Annotated in this window: 25 protein-coding genes; 10 read left to right on the top strand and 15 right to left on the bottom strand. The window is 74.0% G+C overall.

Translation table 11 applies throughout. From position 1 onward, the window contains the following. Positions 1 to 79: 79 nt before the first annotated feature. Together ACI79W_RS00815 and ACI79W_RS00820 are read left to right on the top strand one after the other, a co-directional pair. Positions 80 to 526, top strand: coding sequence for a hypothetical protein (locus ACI79W_RS00815; protein WP_456560188.1), 447 nt, complete (start codon positions 80 to 82; stop codon positions 524 to 526). Then, entirely contained in the window at positions 523 to 1,692 is a 1,170-nt protein-coding gene (locus ACI79W_RS00820; RefSeq protein ID WP_456560189.1) for a zinc-dependent alcohol dehydrogenase, read from the top strand. The genes ACI79W_RS00815 and ACI79W_RS00820 overlap by 4 nt, the downstream gene beginning before the upstream one ends. A gap of 139 nt (positions 1,693 to 1,831) precedes the next feature. Here ACI79W_RS00820 and ACI79W_RS00825 read toward each other — a convergent pair whose 3' ends face one another. Then, positions 1,832 to 3,604: an MDR family MFS transporter gene (locus ACI79W_RS00825; RefSeq protein WP_456560190.1), complete on the bottom strand. Its 1,773-nt coding sequence runs from the start codon at positions 3,602 to 3,604 to the stop codon at positions 1,832 to 1,834. Beyond that, on the bottom strand, positions 3,601 to 4,104 hold the full coding sequence (locus ACI79W_RS00830) for a MarR family winged helix-turn-helix transcriptional regulator (protein ID WP_456560191.1): 504 nt from the start codon (positions 4,102 to 4,104) through the stop codon (positions 3,601 to 3,603). The genes ACI79W_RS00825 and ACI79W_RS00830 overlap by 4 nt, the downstream gene beginning before the upstream one ends. Positions 4,105 to 4,279: 175 nt before the next feature. On the opposite strand from ACI79W_RS00830, the gene hrpA reads away from it, so the two are divergent. Next, positions 4,280 to 8,230 (top strand): ATP-dependent RNA helicase HrpA, encoded by a 3,951-nt coding sequence (hrpA, locus tag ACI79W_RS00835; RefSeq protein WP_456560192.1) that lies wholly within the window; start codon positions 4,280 to 4,282, stop codon positions 8,228 to 8,230. Here hrpA and ACI79W_RS00840 read toward each other — a convergent pair. Next, positions 8,227 to 8,595, bottom strand: a complete 369-nt coding sequence (locus ACI79W_RS00840; protein WP_456560193.1) for a hypothetical protein — start codon at positions 8,593 to 8,595, stop codon at positions 8,227 to 8,229. The two genes, hrpA and ACI79W_RS00840, sit on opposite strands and share 4 nt — an antisense overlap. A 209-nt stretch (positions 8,596 to 8,804) precedes the next feature. Between ACI79W_RS00840 and ACI79W_RS00845 the strand changes: the two genes are divergently transcribed. The 3 genes from ACI79W_RS00845 to ACI79W_RS00855 all read left to right on the top strand — a co-directional run bounded on the left by ACI79W_RS00845 (position 8,805) and on the right by ACI79W_RS00855 (position 10,832). After that, positions 8,805 to 9,194 (top strand): ATP-binding protein, encoded by a 390-nt coding sequence (locus ACI79W_RS00845; RefSeq protein WP_456560194.1) that lies wholly within the window; start codon positions 8,805 to 8,807, stop codon positions 9,192 to 9,194. Positions 9,195 to 9,269: 75 nt separating this feature from the next. Beyond that, complete coding sequence (locus tag ACI79W_RS00850) at positions 9,270 to 9,434, top strand: hypothetical protein (protein WP_456560195.1); 165 nt, start codon at positions 9,270 to 9,272, stop codon at positions 9,432 to 9,434. A gap of 81 nt (positions 9,435 to 9,515) precedes the next feature. Further along, a complete protein-coding gene (locus ACI79W_RS00855; RefSeq protein WP_456560196.1) occupies positions 9,516 to 10,832 on the top strand; it encodes a cytochrome P450 in 1,317 nt (438 codons plus the stop codon). A gap of 65 nt (positions 10,833 to 10,897) precedes the next feature. Here the strand turns inward: ACI79W_RS00855 and ACI79W_RS00860 are convergent, their stop codons facing one another. Further along, positions 10,898 to 12,208, bottom strand: coding sequence for a sulfate adenylyltransferase subunit 1 (locus tag ACI79W_RS00860; RefSeq protein WP_456560197.1), 1,311 nt, complete (start codon positions 12,206 to 12,208; stop codon positions 10,898 to 10,900). A 68-nt stretch (positions 12,209 to 12,276) separates the two neighbouring features. Here ACI79W_RS00860 and ACI79W_RS00865 point away from each other — a divergent pair, with 68 nt between their 5' ends. Continuing rightward, positions 12,277 to 12,498, top strand: a complete 222-nt coding sequence (locus ACI79W_RS00865; protein ID WP_456560198.1) for a hypothetical protein — start codon at positions 12,277 to 12,279, stop codon at positions 12,496 to 12,498. On the opposite strand, the gene cysD is transcribed toward ACI79W_RS00865, so the two are convergent. The 6 genes from cysD to ACI79W_RS00895 all read right to left on the bottom strand — a co-directional run bounded on the left by cysD (position 12,489) and on the right by ACI79W_RS00895 (position 18,065). Next, entirely contained in the window at positions 12,489 to 13,397 is a 909-nt protein-coding gene (gene cysD, locus ACI79W_RS00870) for a sulfate adenylyltransferase subunit CysD (protein ID WP_456560199.1), read from the bottom strand. The genes ACI79W_RS00865 and cysD overlap by 10 nt on opposite strands. Before the next feature lie 83 nt (positions 13,398 to 13,480). Then, on the bottom strand, positions 13,481 to 14,230 hold the full coding sequence (locus tag ACI79W_RS00875; protein WP_456560200.1) for an inositol monophosphatase family protein: 750 nt from the start codon (positions 14,228 to 14,230) through the stop codon (positions 13,481 to 13,483). Then, on the bottom strand, positions 14,221 to 14,943 hold the full coding sequence (locus ACI79W_RS00880; protein ID WP_456560201.1) for a PaaI family thioesterase: 723 nt from the start codon (positions 14,941 to 14,943) through the stop codon (positions 14,221 to 14,223). The genes ACI79W_RS00875 and ACI79W_RS00880 overlap by 10 nt, the downstream gene beginning before the upstream one ends. A 21-nt stretch (positions 14,944 to 14,964) precedes the next feature. Then, positions 14,965 to 16,377 carry a sensor histidine kinase gene (locus ACI79W_RS00885; RefSeq protein WP_456560202.1) on the bottom strand — a complete coding sequence of 471 codons (1,413 nt, stop codon included), beginning with the start codon at positions 16,375 to 16,377 and terminating at the stop codon, positions 14,965 to 14,967. Between the two features lie 62 nt (positions 16,378 to 16,439). Beyond that, positions 16,440 to 17,168 carry a response regulator transcription factor gene (locus ACI79W_RS00890; protein WP_456560203.1) on the bottom strand — a complete coding sequence of 243 codons (729 nt, stop codon included), beginning with the start codon at positions 17,166 to 17,168 and terminating at the stop codon, positions 16,440 to 16,442. 102 nt (positions 17,169 to 17,270) lie between these two features. Continuing rightward, positions 17,271 to 18,065: a siderophore-interacting protein gene (locus ACI79W_RS00895; protein ID WP_456560204.1), complete on the bottom strand. Its 795-nt coding sequence runs from the start codon at positions 18,063 to 18,065 to the stop codon at positions 17,271 to 17,273. Positions 18,066 to 18,166: 101 nt separating this feature from the next. Between ACI79W_RS00895 and ACI79W_RS00900 the strand changes: the two genes are divergently transcribed. Together ACI79W_RS00900 and ACI79W_RS00905 are read left to right on the top strand one after the other, a co-directional pair. Then, positions 18,167 to 18,376, top strand: a complete 210-nt coding sequence (locus ACI79W_RS00900) for a hypervirulence associated TUDOR domain-containing protein (RefSeq protein ID WP_236827776.1) — start codon at positions 18,167 to 18,169, stop codon at positions 18,374 to 18,376. Positions 18,377 to 18,434: 58 nt separating this feature from the next. Then, the gene (locus tag ACI79W_RS00905) at positions 18,435 to 18,899 is read left to right on the top strand and encodes a DUF2795 domain-containing protein (RefSeq protein WP_456560205.1); all 465 of its coding nucleotides are present in this window, start codon (positions 18,435 to 18,437) and stop codon (positions 18,897 to 18,899) included. A gap of 20 nt (positions 18,900 to 18,919) precedes the next feature. Here ACI79W_RS00905 and ACI79W_RS00910 read toward each other — a convergent pair whose 3' ends face one another. Beyond that, positions 18,920 to 19,888 (bottom strand): hypothetical protein, encoded by a 969-nt coding sequence (locus ACI79W_RS00910; RefSeq protein WP_456560206.1) that lies wholly within the window; start codon positions 19,886 to 19,888, stop codon positions 18,920 to 18,922. Between the two features lie 801 nt (positions 19,889 to 20,689). Between ACI79W_RS00910 and ACI79W_RS00915 the strand changes: the two genes are divergently transcribed. Further along, positions 20,690 to 22,144: an LCP family protein gene (locus tag ACI79W_RS00915; RefSeq protein ID WP_456560207.1), complete on the top strand. Its 1,455-nt coding sequence runs from the start codon at positions 20,690 to 20,692 to the stop codon at positions 22,142 to 22,144. A gap of 292 nt (positions 22,145 to 22,436) precedes the next feature. On the opposite strand, the gene pstB is transcribed toward ACI79W_RS00915, so the two are convergent. From pstB to pstS, 4 genes are all read right to left on the bottom strand, one after another. Further along, a complete protein-coding gene (gene pstB / locus ACI79W_RS00920) occupies positions 22,437 to 23,216 on the bottom strand; it encodes a phosphate ABC transporter ATP-binding protein PstB (RefSeq protein ID WP_456560208.1) in 780 nt (259 codons plus the stop codon). A gap of 25 nt (positions 23,217 to 23,241) precedes the next feature. Then, positions 23,242 to 24,324 (bottom strand): phosphate ABC transporter permease PstA, encoded by a 1,083-nt coding sequence (gene pstA / locus ACI79W_RS00925; protein ID WP_456560209.1) that lies wholly within the window; start codon positions 24,322 to 24,324, stop codon positions 23,242 to 23,244. Beyond that, positions 24,324 to 25,274 carry a phosphate ABC transporter permease subunit PstC gene (gene pstC / locus ACI79W_RS00930; RefSeq protein ID WP_456560210.1) on the bottom strand — a complete coding sequence of 317 codons (951 nt, stop codon included), beginning with the start codon at positions 25,272 to 25,274 and terminating at the stop codon, positions 24,324 to 24,326. Before pstC ends, pstA begins: the two co-directional genes overlap by 1 nt. A 127-nt stretch (positions 25,275 to 25,401) precedes the next feature. Next, positions 25,402 to 26,517 (bottom strand): phosphate ABC transporter substrate-binding protein PstS, encoded by a 1,116-nt coding sequence (pstS, locus tag ACI79W_RS00935; RefSeq protein ID WP_456560211.1) that lies wholly within the window; start codon positions 26,515 to 26,517, stop codon positions 25,402 to 25,404. Between the last annotated feature and the right edge of the window lie 53 nt (positions 26,518 to 26,570).

Consider the following 26,570-nt stretch of genomic DNA (forward strand, 5'->3'; position numbering starts at 1 on the left):
CACTTCACACTAGGCCGGTTGCCCGGCGGCCCGGAGGGGGTAGGGCGGGAGCGCCCGCAGCCGACCCGAGGAGCACGCCGTGGAGCTACCCGCCATCGTCAGCCGCGCGGGGGGTGCGCTGCTGAGCACCCTGCAGCACGTGCGCCTGCCCGGAGTCGGCCAGGCGTCGGTCACCGACGACCCGGCCACCGCCGCCCGCAGGTGGCGGGCGGTCACCGTGCTGCGCACCGCGGAGGAGGTCGGCGCGCTGCCGCCGCCGCTGGACCGGTTCGGCGACCGCATCGAGGTGCGCACCGAGGCCGCGCCGGGCGACCGGGGCACCGAGCTGTCGGCCCGCTTCCTCGGGACCCCGTCGGAGGCGGAGATCGGCGAGCTCAGGGCCGCGCTGCGCGAGGCCAAGCAACTGCTGGAGGTGGGGGAGGTGCTGCGCGTGGAACCGCAGCCGCACGGCGTCCGGAAGCCGACACCGCAGGGCGCGGCGCTGGAGGGCATGACCCGCGAGGCACCGAAGGAGGGAGTGCTGTGAAGGCGGCGACCTGGGCGGGCGTCAACGAGATCGCGGTCGAGGACGTCCCCGAGCCGACGATCCTCAACGACCGCGACGTGATCCTGAAGATCCGCCAGTCGGTCACCTGCGGCTCCGACCTGCACCTCGTCGGTGGCTACATCCCGTTCATGCGTGCGGGCGACGTCATGGGCCACGAGTTCATCGGCGAGGTCGTCGAGGTGGGCAAAGAGGTCCGCGACCGGAAGGTCGGCGACCGCGTCGTCGTCGCACCGTTCGCGGCCTGCGGCGCCTGCTGGTACTGCAAGCAGGAGCTCTACTCCCTCTGCGACAACGGCAACGCGAACCCGGGCATCACCGAGGGGCTGTGGGGTCAGAGCCCCGGCGGGTGCTTCGGCTACTCCCACGCCATGGGCGGCTACGCGGGGAGCCACGCCGAGTACATGCGCGTGCCCTATGCCGACGTCGGCACGTTCGTCGTCCCGGAGTCGATCTCGGACACCCGGGCGCTGTTCGCCTCCGACGCCGCCTCGACGGGGTGGATGGGCGCCGACCTGGCCGGCACGAAGCCCGGGGACGTCGTCGCGGTCTGGGGCGCCGGAGGCGTGGGGCAGATGGCAGCCCGCGCGGCGATGCTGCTCGGCGCCGAGCAGGTCGTGGTGGTCGACCGGGTGCCGGAGCGGCTGGCGCAGGTCCGCGAGCACGTCGGTGCGGAGGCCGTGGACTACACCACCACGGACGTCATCGCCGAGCTGCGCGAGCGCACCGGTGGTCGTGGGCCGGACGTCTGCATCGAGGCCGTCGGCATGGAGGCGCACGCGCCCGGCACACCCGGCATCTACGACCAGGTGAAGCAGCAGCTGCGGCTGCAGACCGACCGGCCGACCGCCGTCCGCGAGGCCGTCATGGCCTGCCGCAAGGGTGGCTCGGTCTTCACCCTGGGCGTGTTCGCCGCGATGGTGGACAAGTTCCCGCTGGGCGCGGCCATGAACAAGGGCCTCACGATCCGTGGCGCCCAGGTGCACGCCCAGCGCTACATCCCGGAGCTGCTGCGCCGCATGGAGAGCGGCGAGCTGGTCACCGAGCACCTGGCCACCCACGTCATGCCGCTCACCGAGGCGCCGCGGGGTTACCAGCTGTTCAAGGACAAGGACGAGGGCTGCGTGCGGGCGGTCTTCCAGCCGTGACGTCGTGACACCGTCGTCCTCCGGACGACCACCGCGATCAGGTGCCGTCCCCGTCCTGCGCTGAACCCGGTCGTGCGTGGCGGCGGGAGGCGTCCGGCCCCGCGCCGCCACGTGCCGTGCGACGGTGCGCGCCGGGGTGTCAGCGCGGGGCGTCGGGCCGGTCGCCCGGCTGCCCCACCGGCGGCGGGACCGAGGTGGGAGCGGCCGCGCCCACGGCCTCGGTGGCCTCCTCGGCCGGGTCGCGGGGATCTGTGGTCGCCGTCCCGGCCGTCTCCCCCTGCCGGGCCTGGATGCCCGACTGGTTGCTCAGCGCGAGCTGGGGGAGGAACAGGAAGACGAAGAACCCGACCGCCACGACGCCGGCGGCGATCAGGAACACCAGGTCGATCGAGGTCGAGAAACCCACCTTGAACGGCTCGGCCAGCGCGGCCGGCAGCTCCTGGATGAACGAGGTGTCGTCGAGGGCGCTCCCGCCGGCGGCGGCGAGCTGCTGGAACTGCGGGGCCAGCTCCGGGTTCGCCCGCACGGTGTCCTCGACGGCGGCGTCGATGTCCTGCGGCAGCCGGGTGAACAGGACCGACAGGAACGCCGCCGTCCCGAGGGTGCCGCCCATCTGCCGGAAGAAGGTCACCGACGAGGTGGCCACGCCCATCTCCCGCGGGGAGACGGCGTTCTGCACGGCGAGGATCACCGGCTGGAAGTTGAAGCCCAGCCCGAGCCCGAGCAGGACCATGAACGGCACGAGCGTCCAGACCGAGGTGTCGGCGTCGACCAGGGCCGACATCGCCAGCAGCGCCGTCACCATGAGGGCGATGCCGACCAGCGGGAAGACCTTGTACCTGCCGGTCTTCGAGATGGCGATGCCCGAGCTCATCGCACCGACCATGATGCCGGCGACGAGCGGGATCATCTGCAGCCCGGCCACGGTCGCGCTGGAGCCCTGGACGATCTGCAGGTACTGCGGGAGCAGCAGCAGCCCGCCGAACATCCCGGCGCCCATGACGACCGAGCCGATCCCGCTGACGGCGAAGCTGCGGTTGCGGAACAGCCGCAGCGGAAGCAGCGCGTCGTCCCGGTAGGCGCGCTCGGCCAGGACGAACAGGACGAACCCGACGGCGCCGATGACGTAGCAGGTGAGCGCGCCGGAGGAGGCCCAGCCCCAGATGCGGCCCTGCTCGGCGACGACGAGCAGCGGGACGAGGAACGTCATCAACGCGAGCGCGCCCGGCCAGTCGATCCGGTGCGGGCGCCTCTCGTGCGGCAGGTGCAGCACCCGCCACACGGCGAGGAAGGCGGCCACGCCCAGCGGCACGTTGATCCAGAAGATCCAGCGCCAGCCGTCGACGCCGAGCAGCGAGCCCTGGCCGGCGAAGAACCCGCCGATGACCGGGCCCAGCACGCTGGAGGTGCCGAAGACGGCCATGAAGTAGCCCTGGTACCGCGACCGCTCCCGGGGCGGGACGATGTCGCCGATGATGGCCAGCGCCAGGGACATCAGACCACCGGCGCCGATGCCCTGGACCGCCCGGAACGCGGCCAGCTGGTACATGGTGTCGGCGATGCCGCAGAGCGCCGAGCCGACGACGAAGATCGCGATCGCGAACAGGTAGAACGGCCGCCGGCCGTAGATGTCGGAGAGCTTGCCGTAGAGCGGCGTGGCGATCGTCGACGTGATCAGGAAGGCCGTCGTCGCCCAGGCCTGCAGGTCGTAGCCCTGCAGGTCGTCCGCGATCGTGCGGATCGCGGTCGCGACCACGGTCTGGTCCAGCGCGGCGAGGAACATCGCGACCATCAGGCCGACCAGGATCGTGACGATCTGCCGGTGGCTGAACGCGCCGCCGGCATCAGGCGCGGCGGCAGCCGCGCGGGCATCGCGGCGCGCGGCCGCGGTGGTGCGGGTGGTCTGGCTCATCGGGTCTCTCTCGCTGGTTCGGTGCCGGAGGTGGCCGCGTTCTCGGCGGCTCCGGGCAGGTCGGCCGCGATGTCGTCGATCAGGCGGCCGAAGAGGGTGGTGAAGGTGGCCAGGGCGTCCGCGTCCCAGCCGGCGGTCACCCGCTCGAGGTGCGCGGTCCGCTCCCGGTGCAGCGCGTCCACGGCCGCGCGGCCGGCGTCGGTGACGACGAGGCGGCTGGCGCGCCCGTCGCTCTCGTCGGCGACGCGGCGCACCAGCCCTTGCTCGACCAGCCCGGCGACGTGCCGGCTGACCGTCGAGGGGTCGGCGTGCACGAGCTCGGCGAGGGCTCCCTGGCGCAGCGGGCCTTCCCGCACGAGGGGGAACAGCAGCACGAGCGCCGCGCGGTCACGGGTCTCCGGCGCAGGCAGCTGGTTCTTCAGGGCGTGCACCACCCGCATGAAGCGGGGGAGCTGCTCGGAGAGGGTGCGGACCTCGGAGAGCCGATCGGGCCGGGGCACAGCACCTCCGGGAAGGGGTGTAGGGGCATGTCCGTTGCAAGGAGCAAGCAACGAGTTGCAAGGTACACGCATCCAGTGCGGGCCGGGGCCCGACCGCCTCCACCGGGTCAGTGCGATCCTGGGGAGGCCGGGCCTCCGGCGCCATCCTTCTGCCGAGAGGAACGCGAGCCCCACCGTGAGCGCCCCCACCGACGATCTGCGGGAGCGGCTGCCGGCGCTCGCGATCATCGACGAGCACCGGCTGCGCCGACGGCTCGACGGGCTCCGCCGCACCAGGGACGCGCGGGCGCGCGAGCAGCAGCGCGAGCGCATCTCCGCCGACGTCGCCGCGGCCGAGGAGCGGATCGCCCGGCGCCGGGCGGCCGTGCCGGCGATCTCCTACCCGGAGGACCTGCCGGTCAGCGCGCGGCGCGACGACATCGCCGCCGCCCTCCGGGACGCGCAGGTCGTGGTCGTCGCCGGGGAGACCGGGTCGGGCAAGACCACCCAGCTGCCCAAGATCGCCCTCGAGCTCGGGCGGGGTGTGCGGGGCCGCATCGGGCACACCCAGCCCCGGCGGATCGCCGCGCGCAGCGTCGCCGAGCGGATCGCCGAGGAGCTGGGCACGCCCCTGGGCGAGACGGTCGGCTACAAGATGCGCTTCAACGACCAGGTGTCGGACGCGACCCTGGTCAAGCTCATGACCGACGGCGTCCTGCTGGCCGAGATCGCGCACGACCGGCTGCTGCGCCAGTACGACACGATCATCATCGACGAGGCCCACGAACGGAGCCTCAACATCGACTTCCTGCTGGGTTACCTGGCGCAGATCCTGCCGCGGCGTCCGGACCTGAAGGTGGTCATCACCTCGGCGACCATCGACGTCGAGCGGGTGGCCCGGCACTTCGGGGACGCGCCGGTCGTGGAGGTCAGCGGGCGCACGTACCCGGTCGAGGTCCGCTACCGCCCGGTCATCGACCCGGACGAGCCGGACTCCGACGAGGACCGCGACCAGGTCACCGCGATCCTCGAGGCCGTCGACGAGCTGGTCGCGGAGGGGCCCGGTGACATCCTGGTCTTCCTCGCCGGCGAGCGGGAGATCCGGGACACGCAGGACGCGCTCGTCGAGCGGGCGCTGCCCTACACCGAGATCGTCCCGCTGTACTCGCGCCTGTCGGCCGCCGACCAGCACAAGGTCTTCGCCCCGCACACCGGACGGCGCATCGTGCTGGCCACCAACGTCGCCGAGACCTCGTTGACGGTGCCGGGCATCCGCTACGTGATCGACCCCGGCACCGCGCGGATCTCGCGGTACAGCCATCGCACCAAGGTCCAGCGGCTGCCGATCGAGCCGGTGAGCCAGGCCTCGGCCCGGCAGCGCTCGGGCCGCTGCGGCCGGCTCGGCCCGGGGATCGCGATCCGCCTCTACACCGAGGCCGACTACGAGTCCCGCCCCGAGTTCACCGACCCGGAGATCCTCCGGACCAACCTCGCGTCCGTGCTGCTGCAGATGGCCGCGCTCGACCTGGGCGCGGTCGAGGAGTTCCCGTTCGTCGACCCGCCGGACCGGCGGGCCGTCGCCGACGGGCTCGCGCTGCTCGAGGAGCTCCACGCGCTCGACGAGGACGGCGCGCTGACGGCGACCGGTCGGTCGCTGGCCGCGCTGCCGCTCGACCCCCGCATCGCCCGCATGGTCGTCGAGGCGGACCGGCGCGGCGTGCTGGAGGAGGTGCTGGTCATCGCGGCCGGCCTCACCATCCAGGACCCGCGCGAGCGGCCGACCGAGCACCAGCAGGCCGCCGACCAGATGCACGCCCGGTTCGCCGACGAGCACTCCGACTTCCTGGCGCTGCTCAACCTGTGGCGCTACCTCGGGGAGCAGCAGGAGGCCCTGAGCGGCAACCAGTTCCGCCGCACCGTCAAGCGGGAGTTCCTGCACTACCTGCGCATCCGCGAGTGGCAGGACCTGCACGGGCAGCTGCGCGGCGCCGCCCGGCGGCTGGGCATGGCGTTGCCCGGCCCGGCGACCGAGCCGGACGAGCGCGGCATCACCGCCGCGCTGCTGGCCGGGCTGCTCTCCCACGTCGGGATGCAGGCCGAGCCGGTCAAGGGTCGCGACGGCAAGCCGGGGCGACCGGGACGCGAGTACCTCGGCACCCGGAACACCCGTTTCGTCATCGCCCCCGGGACGCCGCTGGCCAGGAAGCCCCCCCGCTGGGTGGTGGCCGCCGAGCTGGTCGAGACCAGCCGGCTGTTCGCCCGCACGGTCGCGCGCATCGACCCGGAGACGGTGGAGAAGCTCGCTGACCACCTGGTCAAGCGCCAGTACTCCGAGCCGCGGTGGGACGCCAGGCGGGGCTCCGTCGTCGCCACCGAGCGGGTGACCCTCTACGGGTTGCCGCTCGTCGTCGGCCGCCGCGTGCAGTACGGCTCCATCGACCCCGTCGTCTCCCGGGAGCTGTTCATCCGGCACGCGCTGGTGCAGGGCGAGTGGACGACGCACCACCGCTTCTGGGCGGAGAACCAGCGGGCGATCGAGCGGGTCGCCGAGCTCGAGGAGCGCGCCCGCCGGCGCGACATCGGCGTCGACGACGACACGCTGTTCGAGCTGTACGACGCACGGATACCGGCGGAGGTCGTCTCCACCCGGCACTTCGACAAGTGGTGGAAGCGGGCGCGGCACGAGGAGCCCGACCTGCTCACCTTCACGCCGGAGATGCTGACCAACACCGCCGCGGCGGCGCAGGTGCGCCCGGAGGACTTCCCGGACGAGGTGCGGCTGGGTGGTGGGCTGACGGCGCCGCTCACCCTGCCCCTGTCCTACGCGTTCGCCCCCGGGAGCGCCGAGGACGGCGTGACCGTCGACGTGCCGCTGGGTGTGCTGGACTCGGTCGTGCAGCGCACGTCCGGGGAGTCGCTGGCCTTCACCGTGCCGGGCCTCCGCGAGGAGCTGGTGACGGCGCTGCTGCGCACCCTGCCCAAGGGCCTGCGCCGGGCGCTCGTGCCCATCCCCGACCGGGTTCGGGCGGTGCTGCCCGGGATCGACCCGGGGGAGCCGCTGCTGCCGGCGCTGGAGCGCGAGCTGCGCCGGGCCGCCGGTGTGGTGGTCCCGCCCGACGCGTGGCAGCCCGGCCAGGTGCCCGACCACCTGCGCGCCACGTTCCGGGTGCTCGACGACCAGCACCGACCCCTGGCCACCGGGAAGGACCTCGCCGCGCTCAAGGCGCAGGTGGCGCCGCAGGCCCGGGCCAGCCTGGCGCGGGCGGCCTCGGACCTCGAGCGCACCGGGTGCACGTCCTGGGAGTTCGGCAAGCTGCCCCGCACCGTGGAGGTGCGCCGCGGCGACCACGTCGTCACGGCCTACCCGGCGCTGGTGGACGAGGGGACGACGGTGGGGATCCGCGTCGTCCCGACCGAGGCCGAGGCGGTGCGGCTGACCTGGCGCGGCACCCGGCGGCTCCTGGTCCTGGCCGCCGGCTCGCCGGTCAAGCAGGTGGTCAAGGGGCTGGGCCCGGCGACCCGGCTGGCCCTGCAGTTCAACCCGGACGGCGAGATCCCCGACCTGGTCGCCGACTGCGTGGACGCGGCCGCCGACGAGCTGATCGCCGCCGCCGGGGGGCCGCCCCGCGATGCGGCGGCCTTCGACGCCCTCGTCGTCTCGGCGAAGGGGCAGCTGCACCGGCTCACCACGGACACGGTCGGGCGCGTCGAGGCCGTGCTGACCCGAGCGCGCGAGGTGGCCGGGGCGATCGGCGCCGCGCCCGCCCGCCGGGTGCCCGAGGCGGCGGTGGCCGACCTGCGGCGGCAGATGACCGGGCTGCTGCACCGCGGTTTCGTCGCCGCCACCGGCCGCCGCCGGTTGCCCGACCTCGTCCGGTACCTCACCGCGATGGCGCACCGGCTGGAGAAGCTGCCGGCCAACGCGGTGCGCGACGAGCTGTCGATGCAGCAGGTGGCCGCGGTGACGGCGGAGTACGAGCAGCTCCGGAGGGAGGTCCCGCCGACCGGGGCGCCCGATGACCCGGTCATCCGGGTCCGCTGGATGATCGAGGAGTTGCGCGTGGGGCTGTTCGCCCAGAACGTGGGCACGCCCCGGCCGGTGTCCGAGCAGCGCATCTACAAGGCGATCGACGCGATCGGGGTCTAGGCCCCCGTGCCCGGCGCGTGCTCCTTCAGCAGGGCCGAGATGCGCTGGCGGGTGACGCCGAAGAGGGCGGCGATCCGGTTGATGCTGACCTGCTCGCGCTGCAGGGCCGCCGCCTCCTCCCGCCGGAAGGCGTGGCCGGCGGTGGCCAGCGTTGCGAGCACGGTGGAGATGCTCTCCACCACCAGCGGGCCGGACTCCTCGGTGACCAGTTCCAGCCACGACCGGCCGGCGCGGCGCTCGCCCAGCAGCAGGTCGGCCCGGCCCCGGGCGTGCTCCAGCTCGGCGAGGGAGGCGTCGATGCAGGCGATGAGGCGCTCCAGCGCCACCGCGGCCGGTTCGTCCGGCGTGCCGTGCGGGCCGCTCATCGCTGCTCCTCACGGGCTCGGCGGGGGTCGGGGGAACAGTAGCCGGACATGTATTGCACACAACCCGCGTGGGGGGCAAGGGGCGTTGCACCTCAGGCTTGCGCATGGCAGGTTGTGCGCAACGGTTTAGTTCCCGCTCCGGTCTGCCGATGATGCCGGTACCGGGCGACCAGGCCGTCTCCCCGCCCGCCGGCAGAACGGAACGCACCGTGTCCACGCTCAGCGCCAGCCTCGACCTCCCGCCGGTCGCCGCGAGCGTGCCGGCGGCCCGTCGGCTGGTCCGCGAGCTGCTGATCTCCTGGGGCGCCCGCCAGGACCACGAGGACGCCGCCCTGCTGGTGACCGAGCTCGTCGCCAACGCCGTGGACCACGTGGACGGCACCGCCTGCCTGACCGTGGAGGCGACCCTCTCGGAGGACTGGCTGCGGCTCGCCGTCGTGGACTGCTCCCCCATCCGTCCGGCGGTGCAGCCGTTCTCCCCGGACCGCCGCCGGGGCCGGGGGATGCTCATGGTGGAGGTGCTCGCCGACCGGTGGGGGTGCGAGGACCACCGCGACGGCAAGCGCGTGTGGTTCGAGCTGCGTCCCCCCCGGCTGTGACGCGCCGGCTGGTTTGCCGCAGTCGCCGATCGGGGACGGGCGAGGAGGAAGCCAGCCGAAGGAAGGGACTGCGCGATGAGCGATCCGAACACCCACGCCGCCGGTGAGGACGTCTCCGACGAGGAGATGATCGAGACCGTGGCGAGCCAGACCGACAGCGCGTCGGAGAACGCCGACGTCGCCGGCAAGGACTGGGACGGTGACCCGGGGTCCGCACCCGCCCCCAGCGACGAGGCCTGAGCGCCACCGACGCCCCGCACCGCCCCCGCCCCGATCCCGGGCCGGGGGCGGTGCCGCGTCCGACCCGGGCACACTGCGGTGGTGAGCGCCACAGGAGAGCTGCTGACCCGGCCCGCCCGCACCGCGGCCCGCTGGGTGGTCCGCCACGGCCTGCCCGCCCTGTACCTCGCCCGCAGCGCCCGCCGGGGCGATGCCGTCGGCCGGCTGATGCGCGACCCCGCGCTCCGCGAGCACCCCTACGGGCTGTACGAGGAGCTCCGCGCCCGGGGACCGCTCACGGGCAGCAGCCTGGGGCTGGTCACGACGTCGCACCCCGTGGCCCAGGAGGTGCTGCGCAGCGAGCGCTTCGGTGTGGGCTGGGATCGCGCGGCGGCGCCCCGGCCGGTCCGCTGGGCGCTGGAGTTCGGCGACGACCCGGCCACGGCCGGGGTCGCCGAGCCGCCGTCCATGCTCGTCGTCGACCCGCCCGACCACACCCGGTTCCGCCGGCTGGTCAGCCGCGCCTTCACCCCGCGGGCGACGGCGGCGTTCGAGCCGGCGATCCGGCGCACCGCCGAGCGGCTGCTGGACGACCTCGAGCGCCGGGACGGCGTCGTGGACCTCGTCGAGGCCTACGCGGCGCAGCTACCGGTGCTGGTCATCGCCGAGCTCCTGGGCGTCCCCGTCGAGCGCCGCGTGGAGTTCCTCCGCTGGGGCGCGGCGGCGGCCGCCACCCTCGACCCCGGACTCCCGCTGGGTCGCTTCCTGGCCGCCGAGCGGGCACTGCGGGCCATGCACCGCTTCCTCGGCGAGCACTTCGAGCGGCTGCGCCGGGAACCGGACGAGGACCTGGTCAGCAGGCTGGTGACCCTGCCGCCCGACGAGGCCCTCACCGATCGGGAGCTGCACGCCACCGTGCTGCTGCTCCTGGGCGCGGGCTTCGAGACCACGGTCAACCTGCTCGGCAACGCCGTCGTGCTGCTGGACGCGCACCGCGACCAGTGGGCGGCCCTCCGCGGCGGTGACGCGGGCTGGGACGACGCCGTCGAGGAGGTGCTGCGGCTGGACAGCCCGGTGCAGGTGACCGGCCGGACGGCGCGCGCGGACGTCGAGCTCGCCGGGCGGCGGGTGGCCGCCGGCATGCGGGTCACGCTGCTGCTGGGTGCGGCGAACCGCGACCCAGACGTCTTCCCCGACCCGGCGCGCTTCGACGTCACGCGGGCCAACGCGCGCGAGCACCTGGCCTTCTCCGGTGGGATCCACTACTGCCTGGGGGCCGGGCTGGCCCGGCTGGAGGGCGCGGTGGGCCTGGAGGTGCTCGGCGAGCGCTTCCCGGGCCTGCGCGTGGCCGGCCGCCCGGTGCGCCGCGACCTGCAGACCCTGCGCGGCTTCGAGCGCGTCCCGGTCACGCTGCGCTGACGGGGCGTGGCCCCCTTCCGGGCACCGCCCCGAGCCTGCGAGGGGTGGGGGGAAGGGGTGCTCCATCAGCTGCCGGGGACCAGCATGCCTGCGCCGACGGTGGCGTTGGTGGCCTCGTCGACGAGGATGAAGCGGCCGGTCACCCGGTTGCGGGAGTACTCGTCCACGAACAGCGGCTGGGTGGTGCGCAGCCGCACCCGGCCGATGTCGTTCAGGCCGAGCTCTGTCGCCTCCTGCTCGCGGTGCAGGGTGTTCACGTCCAGCCGGTACTGCAACTCCTTGACCACCGCCCGCACCGACCGGGTCGTGTGCTTGACGGCCAGCCGCTGGCGGGGACGCAGCGGCTCGTCGGTCATCCAGCACACCAGCGCGTCGAGGTCCTGGGTCACGTGCGGGGCGTTCGCCGGCCGGCAGATCAGGTCGCCGCGCGAGACGTCGAGGTCGTCGGCCAGCCGGACGGTCACCGACATCGGCGCGAACGCCTCCCCGACCGGGCCGCGGGGCCCGTCGATGCCGGCGATCGTCGTCGTCAGGCCGCTGGGCAGCACCTGGACCTCGTCGCCGGGGCGCAGCACGCCGCTGGCGACCGTCCCGGCGTAGCCGCGGTAGTCGTGGTGCGCGTCGGACTGCGGCCGGATGACGTACTGCACCGGGAAGCGCACGTCGATCAGGTTGCGGTCGCTGGCCACGTGCACGTGCTCGAGGTGGTGCAGCAGCGAGGGGCCCTGGTACCAGGGCGTGTTCTCCGACCGGCGCACCACGTTGTCCCCGTGCAGCGCCGAGATCGGCACCACGGTGAGGTCGGGGACGTCGAGCTTGGCGGCGAAGGCCGTGAACTCGTCGCGGATCGCCTCGTACGTCTCCTCCGACCAGTCGACCAGGTCCATCTTGTTGACGGCGACGACCAGGTGCGGCACCCGCAGCAGAGAGGCGAGGAAGGCGTGCCGCCGGCTCTGCTCGACCATGCCCTTGCGGGCGTCGACGAGGACGATCGCCAGGTCCGCCGTCGAGGCGCCGGTGACCATGTTCCGCGTGTACTGCACGTGGCCCGGGGTGTCGGCCAGGATGAACGTCCGCCGCGGGGTGGCGAAGTACCGGTAGGCGACGTCGATGGTGATGCCCTGCTCGCGCTCGGCGCGCAGGCCGTCGGTGAGCAGCGCGAGGTCGACGTAGTCGCCCTTGCTGGCGCGCTCGACCGCCTCGTACTGGTCCTCGAACACGGCCTTGCTGTCGTACAGCAGGCGGCCGATCAGCGTGCTCTTGCCGTCGTCCACCGAGCCCGCGGTGGCGATGCGCAGGATGTCCTTGCGGGCGGTGGCGATCTCGGCGGCCGCCTCGGCGGCGGCCGAGTGGACGTCGACGGGGGCGTCGGTCATCGGGCGGTCTCCTGGCGCGGGGCGGCGGCGTGGCGGACGCTGGTGTCCGTCGACCGGGGAGGCAGCGGGTGTTCGTGTTGCTCGCCGTACCGGGGCTGCTGGTCGTGGTAGGGGGGTACGTCGTCGGCTTCGCCGTGGCGGACTGGGTGTGCGGGCTGCTCGGCGCGCGACCGGGCGGGGCGCCGGAGGTCGCCGGCTGGCTGACGGGGCTGCTCCTGCTCGCCGTCGTGGTGCGCGGCGTGGTGGGCCACCTGCGCCGCCGGCGCGAGGACCGCGGGCATCAGAAGTAGCCCTCCTTCTTGCGGTCCTCCATGGCGGCGTCGCTCACCTTGTCGTCCCCGCGGGTGGCCCCGCGCTCGGTCATGCGGGTCACCGCGATCTCGGCGATGACCTCCTCGACCGTGGTGGCGGTGGAGGGGACGGCGGCGGTCAGGTTGGCGTCGCCGACCGTGCGGTAGCGGACGCTGCGCCGCTGCACCTGCTCGCCCTCGCGCGGGGTGATGAACTCGTTCACCGCGTAGAGCATCCCCTGGCGCTCGACCACGTCCCGCTCCTGGGCGAGGTAGAGCGGGGGGATGGCGATCCCCTCGCGGAGGATGTACTGCCAGATGTCCAGCTCGGTCCAGTTCGACAGCGGGAAGACGCGGATGGACTCACCCAGGTGGATCCGGCCGTTGTAGAGGTCCCAGAGCTCGGGGCGCTGGTTCTTCGGGTCCCACTGGCCGAACTCGTCGCGGAAGGAGAACACCCGTTCCTTGGCGCGGGCCTTGTCCTCGTCGCGGCGGGCGCCGCCGAACAGCGCGGTGAAGCCGTGCTCCTCGACCGCGTCGAGCAGCACGGGGGTCTGGATGCGGTTGCGGGAGCCGTTGGGCTCCTCCTTCACCGTCCCGGCCGCGATCGCGTCGGGCACCGAGGCCACCACGAGCTGGACGTCGAGCTCCGCGACCCGCTTGTCGCGGAAGGCCAGCACCTCGGGGAAGTTCAGCCCCGTGTCCACGTGCATGACGGGGAACGGGATGCGGGCGGGCGCGAACGCCTTGCGGGCCAGCTCCAGCATCACGATGGAGTCCTTGCCGCCGGAGAACAGCAGCACGGGCCGCTCGAGCTCGGCCACCACCTCACGGATGACGTGGATGGACTCGGCCTCCAGCGTCTCCAGCTGGCTGAGCCGGTAGTCGGGCGTCGTCACGCGCGCATGCTCCACGGGGTAGGGATCGGGTCGGCGACCGGCGCAACCCGATCGGGTCGGTGCGGATTCCCGCCCAGTGTCCGCTATCGGGCCGCGGCGACCGCAGCCAGGACCTCGTGCGCCAGCTCCGGGCGGACGACCACCAGCTCCGGCAGCGAGGGTTCGGGGTCGTTGTAGACCAGCGGCGACCCGTCCAGCCGGCAGGTCACCAGCCCCGCGGCGCGGGCCACGGCGACAGGTGCGGCGGAGTCCCACTGGTACATGCCCCCGCCGTGGACGTAGGCGTCGACCTCCCCCCGCACGACCGCGAGGGTCTTGTAGCCCGCGGAGCCGAGCGGCACCAGCTCGCCACCCAGTGCAGCCGCGACGGCCTGAGCCTCGGCCGGGGGGCGGGTGCGGCTGACGGCGATGCGGACCGGTCCGTCCGGGCGGGGCGGCAGCGCGGGGGCCGGATCGGTGACGTGCACCTCGTCCAACGCCGGCAGGGCCACCGCGGCGGCCACCAGGTCGCCCCCTGCCCAGAGGGCGACGTGCACCGCCCAGTCGGTGCGGGCGGGGTCGGAGTACTCGCGGGTGCCGTCGAGCGGGTCGACGATCCACACCCGGTCGGCGGTCAGCCGGCGGGCGTCGTCCACCGCCTCCTCGCTGAACACGGCGTCCTCCGGGCGGGCGTCGGTGAGCACGCCGAGGATCGCCCGTTGCGCGGCGGCGTCCCCGGCGTCGCCCAGGGCGCGCCCCTCCGGGCCGCCCGCGCGCAGGGGCAGGAGCGCGGCGGCGGCGGCTCGTGCGGCGGCCACGGCGACGGCGACGTCGCCGTCGTGGGTCAGCTCCACTGGACGGAGGTGGCGTCGCCGGGCCGGCGGGGCGGGGTGTGCCGGCCCGCGGCATCGGTGATGGTGCCGAAGTAGGCCTGGACCTTCTCCGGGCGGGGCATGACGAAGATGCCGCGGGCCTCGACCAGCGGGCGTCCGGGGTCGGCCGCCAGCGCGATCGTGCCGACGATCACCGACTTGCGACCCTCGTTGCTCTCCACCCGGGCGCGCATCACCAGCGGGGTCTCCAGCGGCAGCGGGCCGCGGTAGTCGAGCTCCAGGTGCGCGGTCATGCCCCACAGCCCCGCCGCACCGGCCGCGCTGCCCAGCAACTGGTCCATGAAGAGGGCGCTCATCCCGCCGTGCACGTAGCTGGGCGGGCCCTCGTACGCGACGCCCAGGGTGACCTCGGCGACCACGCCGCCCTCCTCCCGGCGCACCACGAGCGGCGGGGCCAGGGCGTTGCCGATGCCGACGACCGGGTTGAAGACGCGGCGGCCGACCGAGGGGTCGTCCAGCGCCGGGAGCTGGGTGGCGGGGCGCCGCGAGGCGCCGATCGCCGCGGTGGCCCGGCGCACCTGCTCGGCGGCCGCGGCCACCTCCGCCGCCGGGGCGGTGGTGAGCACCGAGGCCTCGATCAGCTCGCGCAGCGCGGCCCCGAGATCGGTGGAGGCCACCATGAGCTCGGCGTCGTAGGGGGCCCCGGGCTCCGGGGTGCCGTCGTTCGTCGTCACCGGGCGATGGTCGCAAGGGGCTCAGGCGGCCGGTGCGCCACCCCCGGGCGGCCCGCTCCGCGGCAGCCGCACGGTCACCGCGAGCCCCCGACCCGGGGCGGTCTCCAGCGACGCCGACCCGCCGTGCGCGGCGGCCAGCGAGGCGACGATGGAGAGCCCCAGCCCGGTGCCACCGGCGGCGCGGGTGCGCGAGGCGTCCGCCCGGTAGAACCGCTCGAACGCGCGCTCCGCGTCGGCCTGTGCCATGCCCGGGCCCTCGTCGGCGACGCGCAGCAGCAGCGCGTCCGGGTCGTCGGGGGCCTCGGCCACGGAGACCTGCACCCGGGTGGACGGCGGCGTGTGGGTGAGCGCGTTGGTGACCAGGTTCCCGACCACCTGGCGCAGCCGGCTCTCGTCGCCGAGCACGACCGGCACGTCCGTGAGCGACTCGTCCAGGTGCAGGCTGATCGGCCGGTCCGGCTGGACGGCGCGGGCGTCGTGCACCGCGTCGCCGGCCACCGCCGCGAGGTCGACCGGTGCCACGGACAGCGGCCGCTGCTGGTCCATGCGCGCGAGGAGCAGCAGGTCCTCGACGAGGAGGCCCATGCGTCCGCCCTCGGCCTCGATGCGCTGCATGAGCCGGGCGACGTCCTCTTCCGAGCGGACGGCGCCCTGGCGGTACAGCTCGGCGAAGCCGCGGATGGAGGTCAGCGGGGTGCGCAGCTCGTGGCTGGCGTCGGCGACGAACCGGCGCATGCGGTGCTCGGACCCGCGCGCCTGCTCCTCCGATGCCTGCTGGGCGCGGAAGGCGGCCTCGATGCGGGCGAGCATGCCGTTGAGCGCCGTCGAGAGCCGCCCCACCTCGGTGCGCTCGTCGCCGACGGGGACGCGCCGGGAGAGGTCGCCCGCGGCGATGGCGGCGGCCGTGCGCTCGACGTCGACCAGCGGGCGCAGGCTGTTGCGCACCAGCACGTAGCCGGCGGCGCCCAGCAGCACCAGGAGGGCGAGCCCGACGACCAGCTCGATCCGCACCAGCCGCGAGATGGCCCGGTCCACACCCGCGAGGTCGTCGCCGACGACCAGGGTGTAACCGCCGGGCAGCTCGCCCGAGGTCATCCGCCACCGCTCGCCGTCGACCCAGACCGTGAAGGGGCGGCTGTCCGCCCGGAGGCGCTCCACCGCCTCGCCGTCCAGCTCGGGCCCGTCGTCCCCGCGGGGCCCCTGGGGCTCGCCCAGGACCACCGGCTCCTCACCGTCCGGCGCGAGGCACGCGACGAAGAAGGGGTTCGGGGCGGGCTCGCCGGCCTGGCGGCAGGCGGCGGCCACCTCGGGTCGCAGGTTGTAGTCGATGAAGAGGCGGAGCTCGGCGTCCCGCTGGTCCTGGAGGTAGTCGCGCAGCAGCGAGGTCGTGGCCAGACCGGTCACCAGCAGGGCGGCGCTCAGCAGCGCCACCATCAGAGCGACGAGGGTGACCCGGAGCGGGACGCGCGGGCCTCGCACCGGCGCGGGAGGAGCGGTCATGCGCCCCGCGGCAGCCGCAGCGTGTACCCGACTCCCCGGATGGTGTGCAGCAGGCGCGGCTCGGTCGTGTCGATCTTGCGGCGCAGGTAGGAGATGTAGGACTCGACGACGTTGGCCTCGCCGTTGAAGTCGTAGTTCCACACGTGGTCGAGGATCTGCGCCTTGGAGAGCACCCGCCCGGCGTTGGCCATCAGGTAGCGCAGCAGCTTGAACTCGGTGGGGGAGAGGCTGATGACCTCGCCGGCCTTGATGACCTCGTGGCTCTCCTCGTCCAGCTCGATGTCCGCGAACGTCAGCCGCGGGGCCTCGGCGCCGCGCTGGGCGCCGGCGGTGCGCCGCAGCACGGCGCGGATGCGCGCCACCACCTCGTCCAGGCTGAACGGCTTGGTCACGTAGTCGTCGCCGCCCAGGGTCAGACCGGAGACCTTGTCCTCCGCGGCGTCCCGTGCGGTGAGGAAGAGCACCGGGGTGTGCCGGCCGCTCTCCCGCAGGCGCCGGACGACGCCGAAGCCGTCGAGCCCGGGCATCATCACGTCGAGCACCAGCAGGTCGGGTCGGAACGAGGCGGCCAGCGCGAGAGCCTGCTGGCCGTCCGCGGCGGTGGCCACCTCGAAGCCCGCGTACCGGAGGCTCGCCGACAGCAGCTCGCGGATGTTCGGCTCGTCGTCCACCACGAGCAGGCGGGCCTCGGGGGCCGTGCGCCCGGTGGGCTGGGTGCCGGACATCGTTCCTCCGGGGGCGTGCGCCGGTGCCGTCGACATGCACCCAGGGTGGGCGCGCCGGCTGCGGTGGTTCTGGACGCTACCTGTGAACCAGCTGGGAGCGGTTCAGCCCGCGGGGGCCATGGCGCGCCCGCGCCGCCAGTACCCGATCGCGTGGTGCTGGGCCCGGCCCAACCCCCAGCGCCCGCGCAGGTCGGCCCGGATGGCGCGCACGGCAGCCGACTCGGCGCCCACCCAGGCGAACACGTCGTCGCCCGCGGGCCGCTCCAGCGAGGCCACGGCGTCGACGAGCAGCGTGCCCTCACCGGGCGGGGTGGCCCCCCGGTGCAGCCAGCGCAGCTCGACCCCGGCCGGGGCGGCCAGCTGCTGTTCCTCCTCCGGGCCGGCCACCTCGAGGTAGGCGACCCCGGTGGTGCCGGCCGGCGCGGCGGCGAGGATGCGGCTCACCGCGGGCAGCGCCGTCTCGTCCGCGGCCAGGAGCAGCCACCGGGCCGGGCGCTCGGCGAGCGAGGCGGCGCCGGCGACGCCGAGCAGGGCGCCGGGGTGTGCCGCGGCCGCCCAGGTGGCGGCCGGGCCGTCGCCGTGCAGGACGAAGTCGATGTCCACCTCACCGGCGGCCGGGTCCTGTCGGCGGGCGGTGTAGCTGCGCAGCGCCACCCCGTGGCTGCCGTCGGGCCACACCACGCGACCGTCGCGCTGGAGGAGCGGCCAGCGGGGTGCGGCGTCGTCCACCCGCGGCACCAGCAGGTTCACCGTGGGCCCGGCGGCCGCCACGGCCTCCGGCGTCCCCGACAGCGTCACGCGGCGGACCGAGGGGGTGACGTCGGTGACCGCTACGACGGTCAGGACGTCGACCGGGCGCAGGCCGTCCACGAGGGCGGCGTCGTTCGCGGTGGTCACGTCGTCCGAGCCTAGGCGGACAGGCGATCGGGCCCCGATGTGTGCCCGCAGCGCGCTGCGGGCACCGGCAGGACCAGCACCGTCCGACGGAGGGGAAGGCGATGGCTGACGACTTCGAGAAGGGCGACCACGTCGCCTGGAAGAGCCACGGGTCGAAGACCGAGGGCACGGTGGAGAAGAAGATCACCTCCGACACCGAGGCCTCCGGCCGCACCGTGCGCGCCAGCGAGGACGACCCGCAGTACGAGGTCCGCAGCGACAAGAGCGGGCGCACCGCGGTGCACAAGCCCGGCGCCCTCGACGAGGCCTGATCCCTCGCGGACCGACCCCTGGCCCGGCGCTGCCGGGCCCGATCAACAGGAGGCACACGTGACCGAGTCCGCAGGCGAGTTCTCCGGCTCTCGCAGCACCAAGCACAACCCGCGGCTCGACGAGGAGCTCGAGCACGAGGTCCAGGGCATGCTCAAGGCCGAGCGGGCCACCCGGGCGCACGAGTGGCGCGAGGTGGAGCCGGTCGCCGAGGGCGAGCCGGACATCGACGCCGACCCGGCGGGCACGCTGGTCGGCGGGACGCCGGTCGGCATGGACGAGGACGCCGTGGTCGCCCGCGCCGAGCTGGCGCGCTGGCTGGACCGGGCCGACTTCCCGAGCAACGGACCCGACCTGGTGGAGGCCGCGCGCGACCACCGGGCACCCGACGTCGTCGTCGCGGAGCTGGAGCGGCTGCCCCAGGGGGAGACGTTCGAGCGGATCGGTGACGTCGTCCGCGCCCTGGGCTACCCGACCGAGACGGGGCCGGGTCCCGGGGCCTCGGAGTCCGCGCAGGGCTCCTGACCGGACGCGGGGGCGCCGGCTCAGCCGCCGGCGCCCTCGCGCGCCTCGTCCTCCGCGATCTCCTCGGCGCCGCGGCGGCGGAACAGCTTGGAGCCGGGGAAGCCCTTCACGATCCGCCGCATGTCCTGCACGGTGTCGACGAGGTCGCGCACGTCGGTGCCCACGTTCTCCAGCCCCTCGAGAGCCGGCAGCACCTGGTCGTCCAGGTGGCCGAGCACCTGCGGTAGCCGGTCGATCAGCGTGATCAGCGCGTCGACCTCCGTCGCGTCGAACTCCGCCGCCAGCCGTCGCAGCGACGGCGCGAGCGCGACGAGCGCCGGTTCGTAGTCGGCGAGCAGCGGCTCGAGCCGGCCGACCATCCCCTCGGCCCGCTCGACGAGCCCGTCCGCCCGGCCGACCGTGCCGCCGACGTCGGCGACGGCACGGTCGGCCTTCTGGCGGGTGCCGTCCATGTCGGTGATGGCTTGGTCGGCCTTCTGGCGGGTGCCGTCCATGTCGGTGAGGGCTTGGTCGGCCTTCTGGCGGGTGCCGTCCATGTCGGTGATGGCTTGGTCGGCCTTCTGGCGGGTGCCGTCCATGTCGGTGAGGGCTTGGTCGGCCTTCTGGCGGGTGCCGTCCATGTCGGTGATGGCTCGGTCGGCCTTCTGGCGGGTGCCGTCCATGTCGGTGATGGCTCGGTCGGCCTTCCGCCTGGTCTCGCTGATGCCCTCGATGGCCTCGTCGGCCCGCTGCTGCGTCGCAGCGACGCCGGCGATCGCCTCGTCGGCGGTGGCGCGCGTGGCGTCCAGGCGCGTGATCGCCCCGTCCGCACGGTCGAGCAGCGCCTCGGCGCGGTCCACCGCGCCGGACACCCGGCCGAGCAGCCCTTCGAGCTCGCCGAGCACCGCCGCGGCCCGGGGTACCAGCGCGAGCGCGTCCCCGAGGCCCTCGCGCACCCCTCCTACCAGCGCGACGACGTCCGACGGACCGGGGACCGAGGGCAGGCGCACCAGGCGAACGCTACGCAGTGCGCCCGTGGCTCACCATTCGATCGCGCCCGTCCACCCGGCGGGGGCCGTCCCGGCGGCTGGGTGCCCCCGCGCGTCGGCGTGGTCATCGCGGATCCGCCCGTATCGTGGGACGACGGGCACGGACATGCGGACGACGAGAAGGTGTCGACACCTGTGGGGGATCAGCCGACGTGGGATGACGCGGGGGACCGCGACCTCCCCGGTCGCAAGCGCCGTGGGCGCACCCCGGAGGGCGGCGGCGCCGAGCCGGTGACGGTGGAGCAACTGCTCGCGCGCCAGGGGAACGATGTCGGAGGCCGGCGGGCTGCCCGGCGCGCCACCGCCCAGCCGGCCTCCCGTCGCAGCCCAGCGACGCCCGGTGCCCGGCGGTCGACGGCGGACCCCCGCGGCGTGGACGGGGCCCGGCCGGAGCAGCGCGGGCAGGGAGCACGGGACGGTGCCGCGAACGGACCAGGTGTCCGCTCGGGTCTCCCGCCGGTACCCGGTGCCGCACGACCCGGCCACGCCGCGGATCCCCGACCCGGCCTCCCGCCGGTGCCCGGTTCCCCGTCCGCGCGGCCCCCGGGCGCCGCAGCCCAGCCGGGTCTCCCGCCCGTCCCGGCCGCGCCGCCTGGGTTCCCGCCCGTCCCCGGCGCCGCAACGGGATCGCCCGCCGGGTCCGGGCCGGCCGGGACTCCGGCGGCCTGGGCTCCCGACGAGCGACCGTCCCGGCGCAGCGGTCCGATCCCCCCGCTGCCCGGCCTGGCGCCGCCACCGCCGTCCGGCGCCACCCGCCGCCGGGTGCCCGCCGACCGCCCGCCGCGCAGCCCGGGTCGCAGGCGCCTGGCGCGCGGCGTCACGGCGCTGGCCGCCGTTGTGGGCGTCGTCGTCCTGTACCACCTGGCGCTGTACTTCTACGTCGACCAGCGCATCGACCGGGTCGACGCGCTCGCCCTCGACGGTCCGGAGATCCTCGCACCCGACCTGCAGGACGCCGCCGAGACCTACCTCGTCGTCGGCACCGGTGTCCCCGGGCAGACCGGGGCGGCCTCCGTGGCCACGCTCATCGTGTCGGTCTCGGCCGACGGCGACCGCGCCGCGCTGGTCAGCGTGCCCCCCACGGCGCTCGTGGACACCCCCGTGTGCCGCACGCCCGACGGGACCCTCCGGGACCCGGTCACCGAGGCGTTCGCCAGCTCGCTCCTCGAGGGCGGCCCGGCGTGCACGGTGCGGGCGGTCCAGCAGCTGTCCGGGCTGCGCGTCGACCACTACCTGGGCGTGGACCTCACCCGCCTCCCGGGGATGGTCGACGCCCTGGGCGGCATCCCCGTCTGCGTGGTCCCCACCGCGGCGACCGCGGCTGCGGCGACCCTGCCCCCGGCCGGGCCCTCGGAGCTCTCCGGCGACGCGGCGTCGGGCTTCCTGCAGCCGGGCGACGGCGGCGTCGACGTCACCGGGGGCGCCGTCGCCGAGCGGGCGCAGCGGCTGCTCACCTCGACCCTGCGGGCGGCGATGTCCACGGAGACGCTGCTCGACCCGGTCGCGCTGACCCGCTTCCTCTCCCGCGCCTCCGACGCGCTGACGGTCGACGACCAGACGACGCTCGGCGACCTGCGCGCGCTGGCCGGGACCCTCGGCGACCTCTCCGGCGACGCGGTGCAGCGCGCCGAGCTGCCGGTCGCCCAGGTGGGGTACGTCCCGGCCGGGACCGACCAGGCCTACGTCGTCCTCGACGCCTCGGCGACGCGAACGCTCTTCGACGAGGTCATCGACGGCGTCCGGGTGCCGGCGGAGCTCCGGGCCGTCCCGGGGGCGGCACCGGTGGAGGCCGAGCCCGAGCCGGCCCTTGAGGCGGCGGCGCCGCCCGTGCCCGAGCCGCTCACCGCGGCTCCCGGCGAGATCACCGTCGACGTGCTGAACGGCACCGCCACCACGGGCCTGGCCGCCACCGTCGCCGACGCCCTCCGCGGGCAGGGCTTCGGCATCGGCACGGTGGGCAACGAGACCGGCACCGTCACCGAGAGCGTCGTCCGGTACGGGCCGGCCGCGCTGGACCGGGCGCGGACCGTCGCCGCCGCCGTCCCGGGCGCGGTGCTGCAGCCCAGCGACGCGCTCGGGGACGCCGTGCAGCTGGTCATCGGGCCGAGCTACTCCACGGTCGTCCCGGTGGAGATCGGCGCACCGGAGCCGGTCCAGGCGGCGCCGGACACGGCGGCGGCCGCCCCTGGACCGGAGGCGGCCGCGGTCCGCTGCTGATGCCCCACCCGCCGATTCCCGCCCTCAGCGGTCCGTCCAGCAGCAGGTCAGGACCACTCGATCCTGCCCCGTCGGCTGTGGGACCCGGGACAGGAGGAAGCCCCGGCGACGACGAGCGCGGTCACCAGCGCAGCCAGAGGACCGGGTGGAGCGGCCGGGAGGTCACCACACGTCGCGCCGCCGGGCGTCGACCGTGGTGCCCGGGGCAGGAGGACGTCCTGGCTCAGCTGATGAGGTCCTGGCGCACGGTGGACGGTGGGCCAGGACCCCTGACGACCAGGACACCTGGTCGTCAGCCGAAGCGGCCGGAGATGTAGTCCTCGGTCGCCTTCTGGTCGGGGTTGCTGAAGATCTTCTCGGTCGGGTTGAACTCGATCAGCCGACCCGGCTGCCCGACGCCGTTGAGGTTGAAGAAGCCGGTCTGCTCGCTCACGCGGGCCGCCTGCTGCATGTTGTGGGTGACGATGACGATGGTGAACCGCTCCTTGAGCTCCGTCATCAGGTCCTCGATGGCGAGCGTGGAGATGGGGTCGAGGGCCGAGCAGGGCTCGTCCATGAGCAGCACGTCGGGCTCGACGGCGATGGCGCGGGCGATGCAGAGCCGCTGCTGCTGACCGCCGGAGAGCCCCGACCCGGGCCTGTCGAGGCGGTCCTTGACCTCTTCCCACAGGTTGGCGCCCTTGAGCGAGCGCTCCACCAGGTCGTCCATGTCGGACTTGCTCATCTTGACGCTGTTGAGCCGGAGCCCGGCGGCGACGTTCTCGTAGATCGACATCGTCGGGAAGGGGTTCGGCCGCTGGAACACCATGCCGATCTGGCGGCGCACGGTGACCGGGTCGGTGTCTGCGCCGTAGAGGTCCTGGCCGTCCATGACGACCTTGCCCTCCACGCGGGCGCCCGGGATCACCTCGTGCATCCGGTTGAGCGTCCGCAGGAACGTGGACTTCCCGCAGCCGGACGGACCGATCAGTGCGGTGATGCTCCGGGGCTCGATCGAGACGTTGACGCCCTCGACCGCTCGGAAGTTGCCGTAGTAGATGTTCAGGTCGGAGACGTCGATGCGCTTGGCCACGGGGATTCCCTCTGGGTCGGTCCGGTCAGCGACCGGTCTTGGGGGCGAAGAAGCGGCTGATCAGACGGGCGACGACGTTGAGCCCCATGACCAGCATGATGAGCAGCAGCCCGGCCGTCCAGGCCCGGTCGATGGCGAACTCCGGCGGCACGCCGGGCTGGGTGAGCTGGTAGTAGGCGTAGACCGGCAGCGTCGCCATGCGGCCGTCGAAGGGGTCGAAGTTCGTCGCGTTCGTGATGCCGACGGTGATCAGCAGCGGCGCGGTCTCGCCGATGACGCGGGCGATCGCGAGCGTCACCCCGGTGCCGATGCCGGCGATCGCGGTCGGGATGACCACCTTGGTGATCGTCCGCCACTTCGGGACCCCGAGGGCGTAGGAGGCCTCGCGGAGCTCGTTCGGGACCAGCTTGAGCACCTCCTCGGCCGAGCGGACGACGACCGGGATCATCAGCACCGACAGCGCGATCGCGCCCATGATGCCCAGCCGGATGCCCGGGCCGAAGAAGAGCACGAAGAGCGCGTAGGCGAACAGGCCGGCGACGATCGAGGGGATGCCGGTCATGACGTCGACGAAGAACGTGATGGAGCGCTTGAGGCGGCCGCGCGCGTACTCGACGAGGTAGATCGCCGTCATGAGGCCGATGGGCACGGAGAGCAGCGTGGTCAGCCCGGTGATGATCAGCGTGCCCATCAGGGCGTGGTAGGCGCCGCCGCCCTCGCCGATGATGCCCTGCAGCGAGGCGTTGAAGAACTCGCCGTCGAAGCGCTCGATGCCGCGGCCGACGACCTCCCAGATGAGGGAGACCAGCGGCACCATCGCGAGGCCGAACGCCGACGTCACGACGGAGGTCACCAGGCGGTCGGTGGCCCGGCGCCGCCCCTCGGCCACGCGGGAGACGACGTACACCGCCAGGGTGCCGAGCACGACCGCGTAGATGACGAACAGCGCGATGTTGAACCCGGTGACCGTGGTCAGCAGGGCGGCGACCGCGGCCCCCGCGGCGAACACGGCGGGCGGCACCCAGCGTGGCAGGGTGCTCTCCTGGTGCTGCTGGGGCCGGGTGGCGGCGGAGGACCCGCTGGTGGGGGTGGGCGTCTGGACGCTCATCAGTTGGCTCCGGAGAAGTCGGCCCGGCGGTTGACGATCCAGCGCGCCAGCATGTTGACGGCCAGTGTGATGACGAACAGCGCGAGCCCGCTGGCGATGAGCGTGTTGACGTCGATGCCGGAGGACTCGGGGAAGTCGAGGGCGATGTTGGCCGCGATGGTGGCGGGGTTGGCGCTGCTGATCAGGTTGAACGTGATGCCGCCGGAGACGGAGAGGATGATCGCGACGGCCATCGTCTCGCCCAGCGCGCGGCCCAGGCCGAGCATCGCGCCACCGATGACCCCGCTCTTGCCGTAGGGGATCACGGCCATCCTGATCATCTCCCAGCGCGTGGCGCCGAGCGCGAGCGCTGCCTCCTTGTGCAGCGTGGGGACCTGGCGGAAGACCTCGCGGGAGATGGCGCTGATGATCGGCAGGATCATGATCGCCAGCACCAGGCCGACGGTGAGCATGGTCCGGCCGGTCGCGGAGGTGGGCCCGGCGAAGAGGGGGATGAACCCGAGGTTCTCCTCGAGCCAGCGGTAGAACGGGACGAGCTTCGGGGCCAGCCAGAAGATGCCCCAGAAGCCGTACACGATGCTCGGGATCGCGGCCAGCAGGTCGACCACGTAGCCCAGGCCCTGCGCCAGCCGGCGCGGCGCGTAGTGCGTGATGAAGAGCGCGATCGCCACGGCCAGCGGGGTTGCGACCACGAGAGCGATCACGGCCGAGAGCAGGGTGCCGAACAGCAGGGGGCCGATGTAGGAGAGCAGCCCCTCGCCGCCGGGGATCTCCTCGGCGGGCGCGGTGAGCGACGGGATGGCCTCGACCAGGAGGAAGGCGGCGACGCCGGCCAGGATGACGAGGATGAGGATGCCCGCGCCCCGGGCGGTGCCGGCGAAGATGCGGTCACCGGGCCGGCGGGGGGGCTTGGTGGTGGTCTGGTCGGACGGCGTCCGCGTGGCTGTCACCGCTGCTCCGGGAGGTCGGTGGGGGAACTGCTGGGAACTTCCTACCCGTCGCCGGGCGGCGCAGCGGCCCGGGGCGTCAGATGACGCTCCGGGCCGCTGCCTTGCTGGGGTCGATCAGGACCTCACGTCACCCGGCGACCGTGATGGCGTCGATCGCCGACTGGGCCTGCTCGCGCAGCCCGTCGGAGATCGGCGCGGAGCCGGCCGCCTCGGCCGCGGCCTGCTGGCCCTCCTCGCTGACCACGTAGGACATGAAGTCCTTCACCAGGTCGACCGTCTCCTGGTCCTCGTACTCGATGCAGCCCACGTGGTAGCTGATCAGGACGATCGGGTAGTTGCCCGACTCGGTCGTGTCGCGGGCCAACTCGATGGCGAAGTCGTACTCGCCCCGACCCTCGAGGGTCTCGGAGTTCTCGACGACGGCGGCGGCGGCCTCGGCCGACGGCGCCACGAACTCCTCGCCCACGCCGACGTTCGCGACACCGAGGTCGCCGGCCTGGCTGAGGTCGGCGTAGCCGATGGCGCCGTTGCCGGCGCTGACCGCGCTCACCACGCCCGACGTGCCCTGGGCGGCCTCGCCACCGGCGACCGGCCAGTCACCGCTGGGCTCGTGCGGCCACGCGTCGGCCGCGGCGGCGGCCAGGTACTCGGTGAAGTTCTCGGTGGTCCCCGACTCGTCGGACCGGTTCACCGGGGTGATCGGCAGGTCGGGCAGCGTGGCGTCCGGGTTGGCCTCGGCGATCGCCGGGTCGTTCCAGTTGGTGATCTGCTGGTTGAAGATCCCGGCGATCACGGCGGGCGGCAGGTTGAGCTCCTCGACGCCCTCGAGGTTGTAGACGACCGCGATCGGCGAGATGTAGTTCGGCAGCTCGAAGACGCCGGAAGGGCCGCAGCGCTCCTCGGCGGCGGCGAGCTCCTCCTCGTCCAGGGGGGCGTCGGAACCGGCGAAGTCGGTGCCGCCGTCGAGGAACTGCTCGCGGCCACCACCGGAGCCCACCGGGTCGTAGTTGACCGTCACGTCAGGCTGGACGCTGGAGTAGCCCGCGGTCCAGCCCTGCATGGCGGCCTGCTGGCTGCTCGCGCCGGCGCCGACGAGCGTGCCGCTCAGCTCCGTGCCGGAGCCGGCGTCGCTGCCGCTACCGGTGTTCGAGGTCTCGTTGGACGCACCGCAGGCGGCGAGCGCGAGGGTGCTGGCGAACGCCACGGAGAGCGTCGTGGCGCGCGTCTTGGTGCTGAGCTTCAACTCAGGGCCTCTCAGGTTCGCCCGGACCTGTTCCGGGCAGCGTGGGACCGACA

It is taken from the genome of Blastococcus sp. SYSU DS0533 (assembly GCF_054050775.1).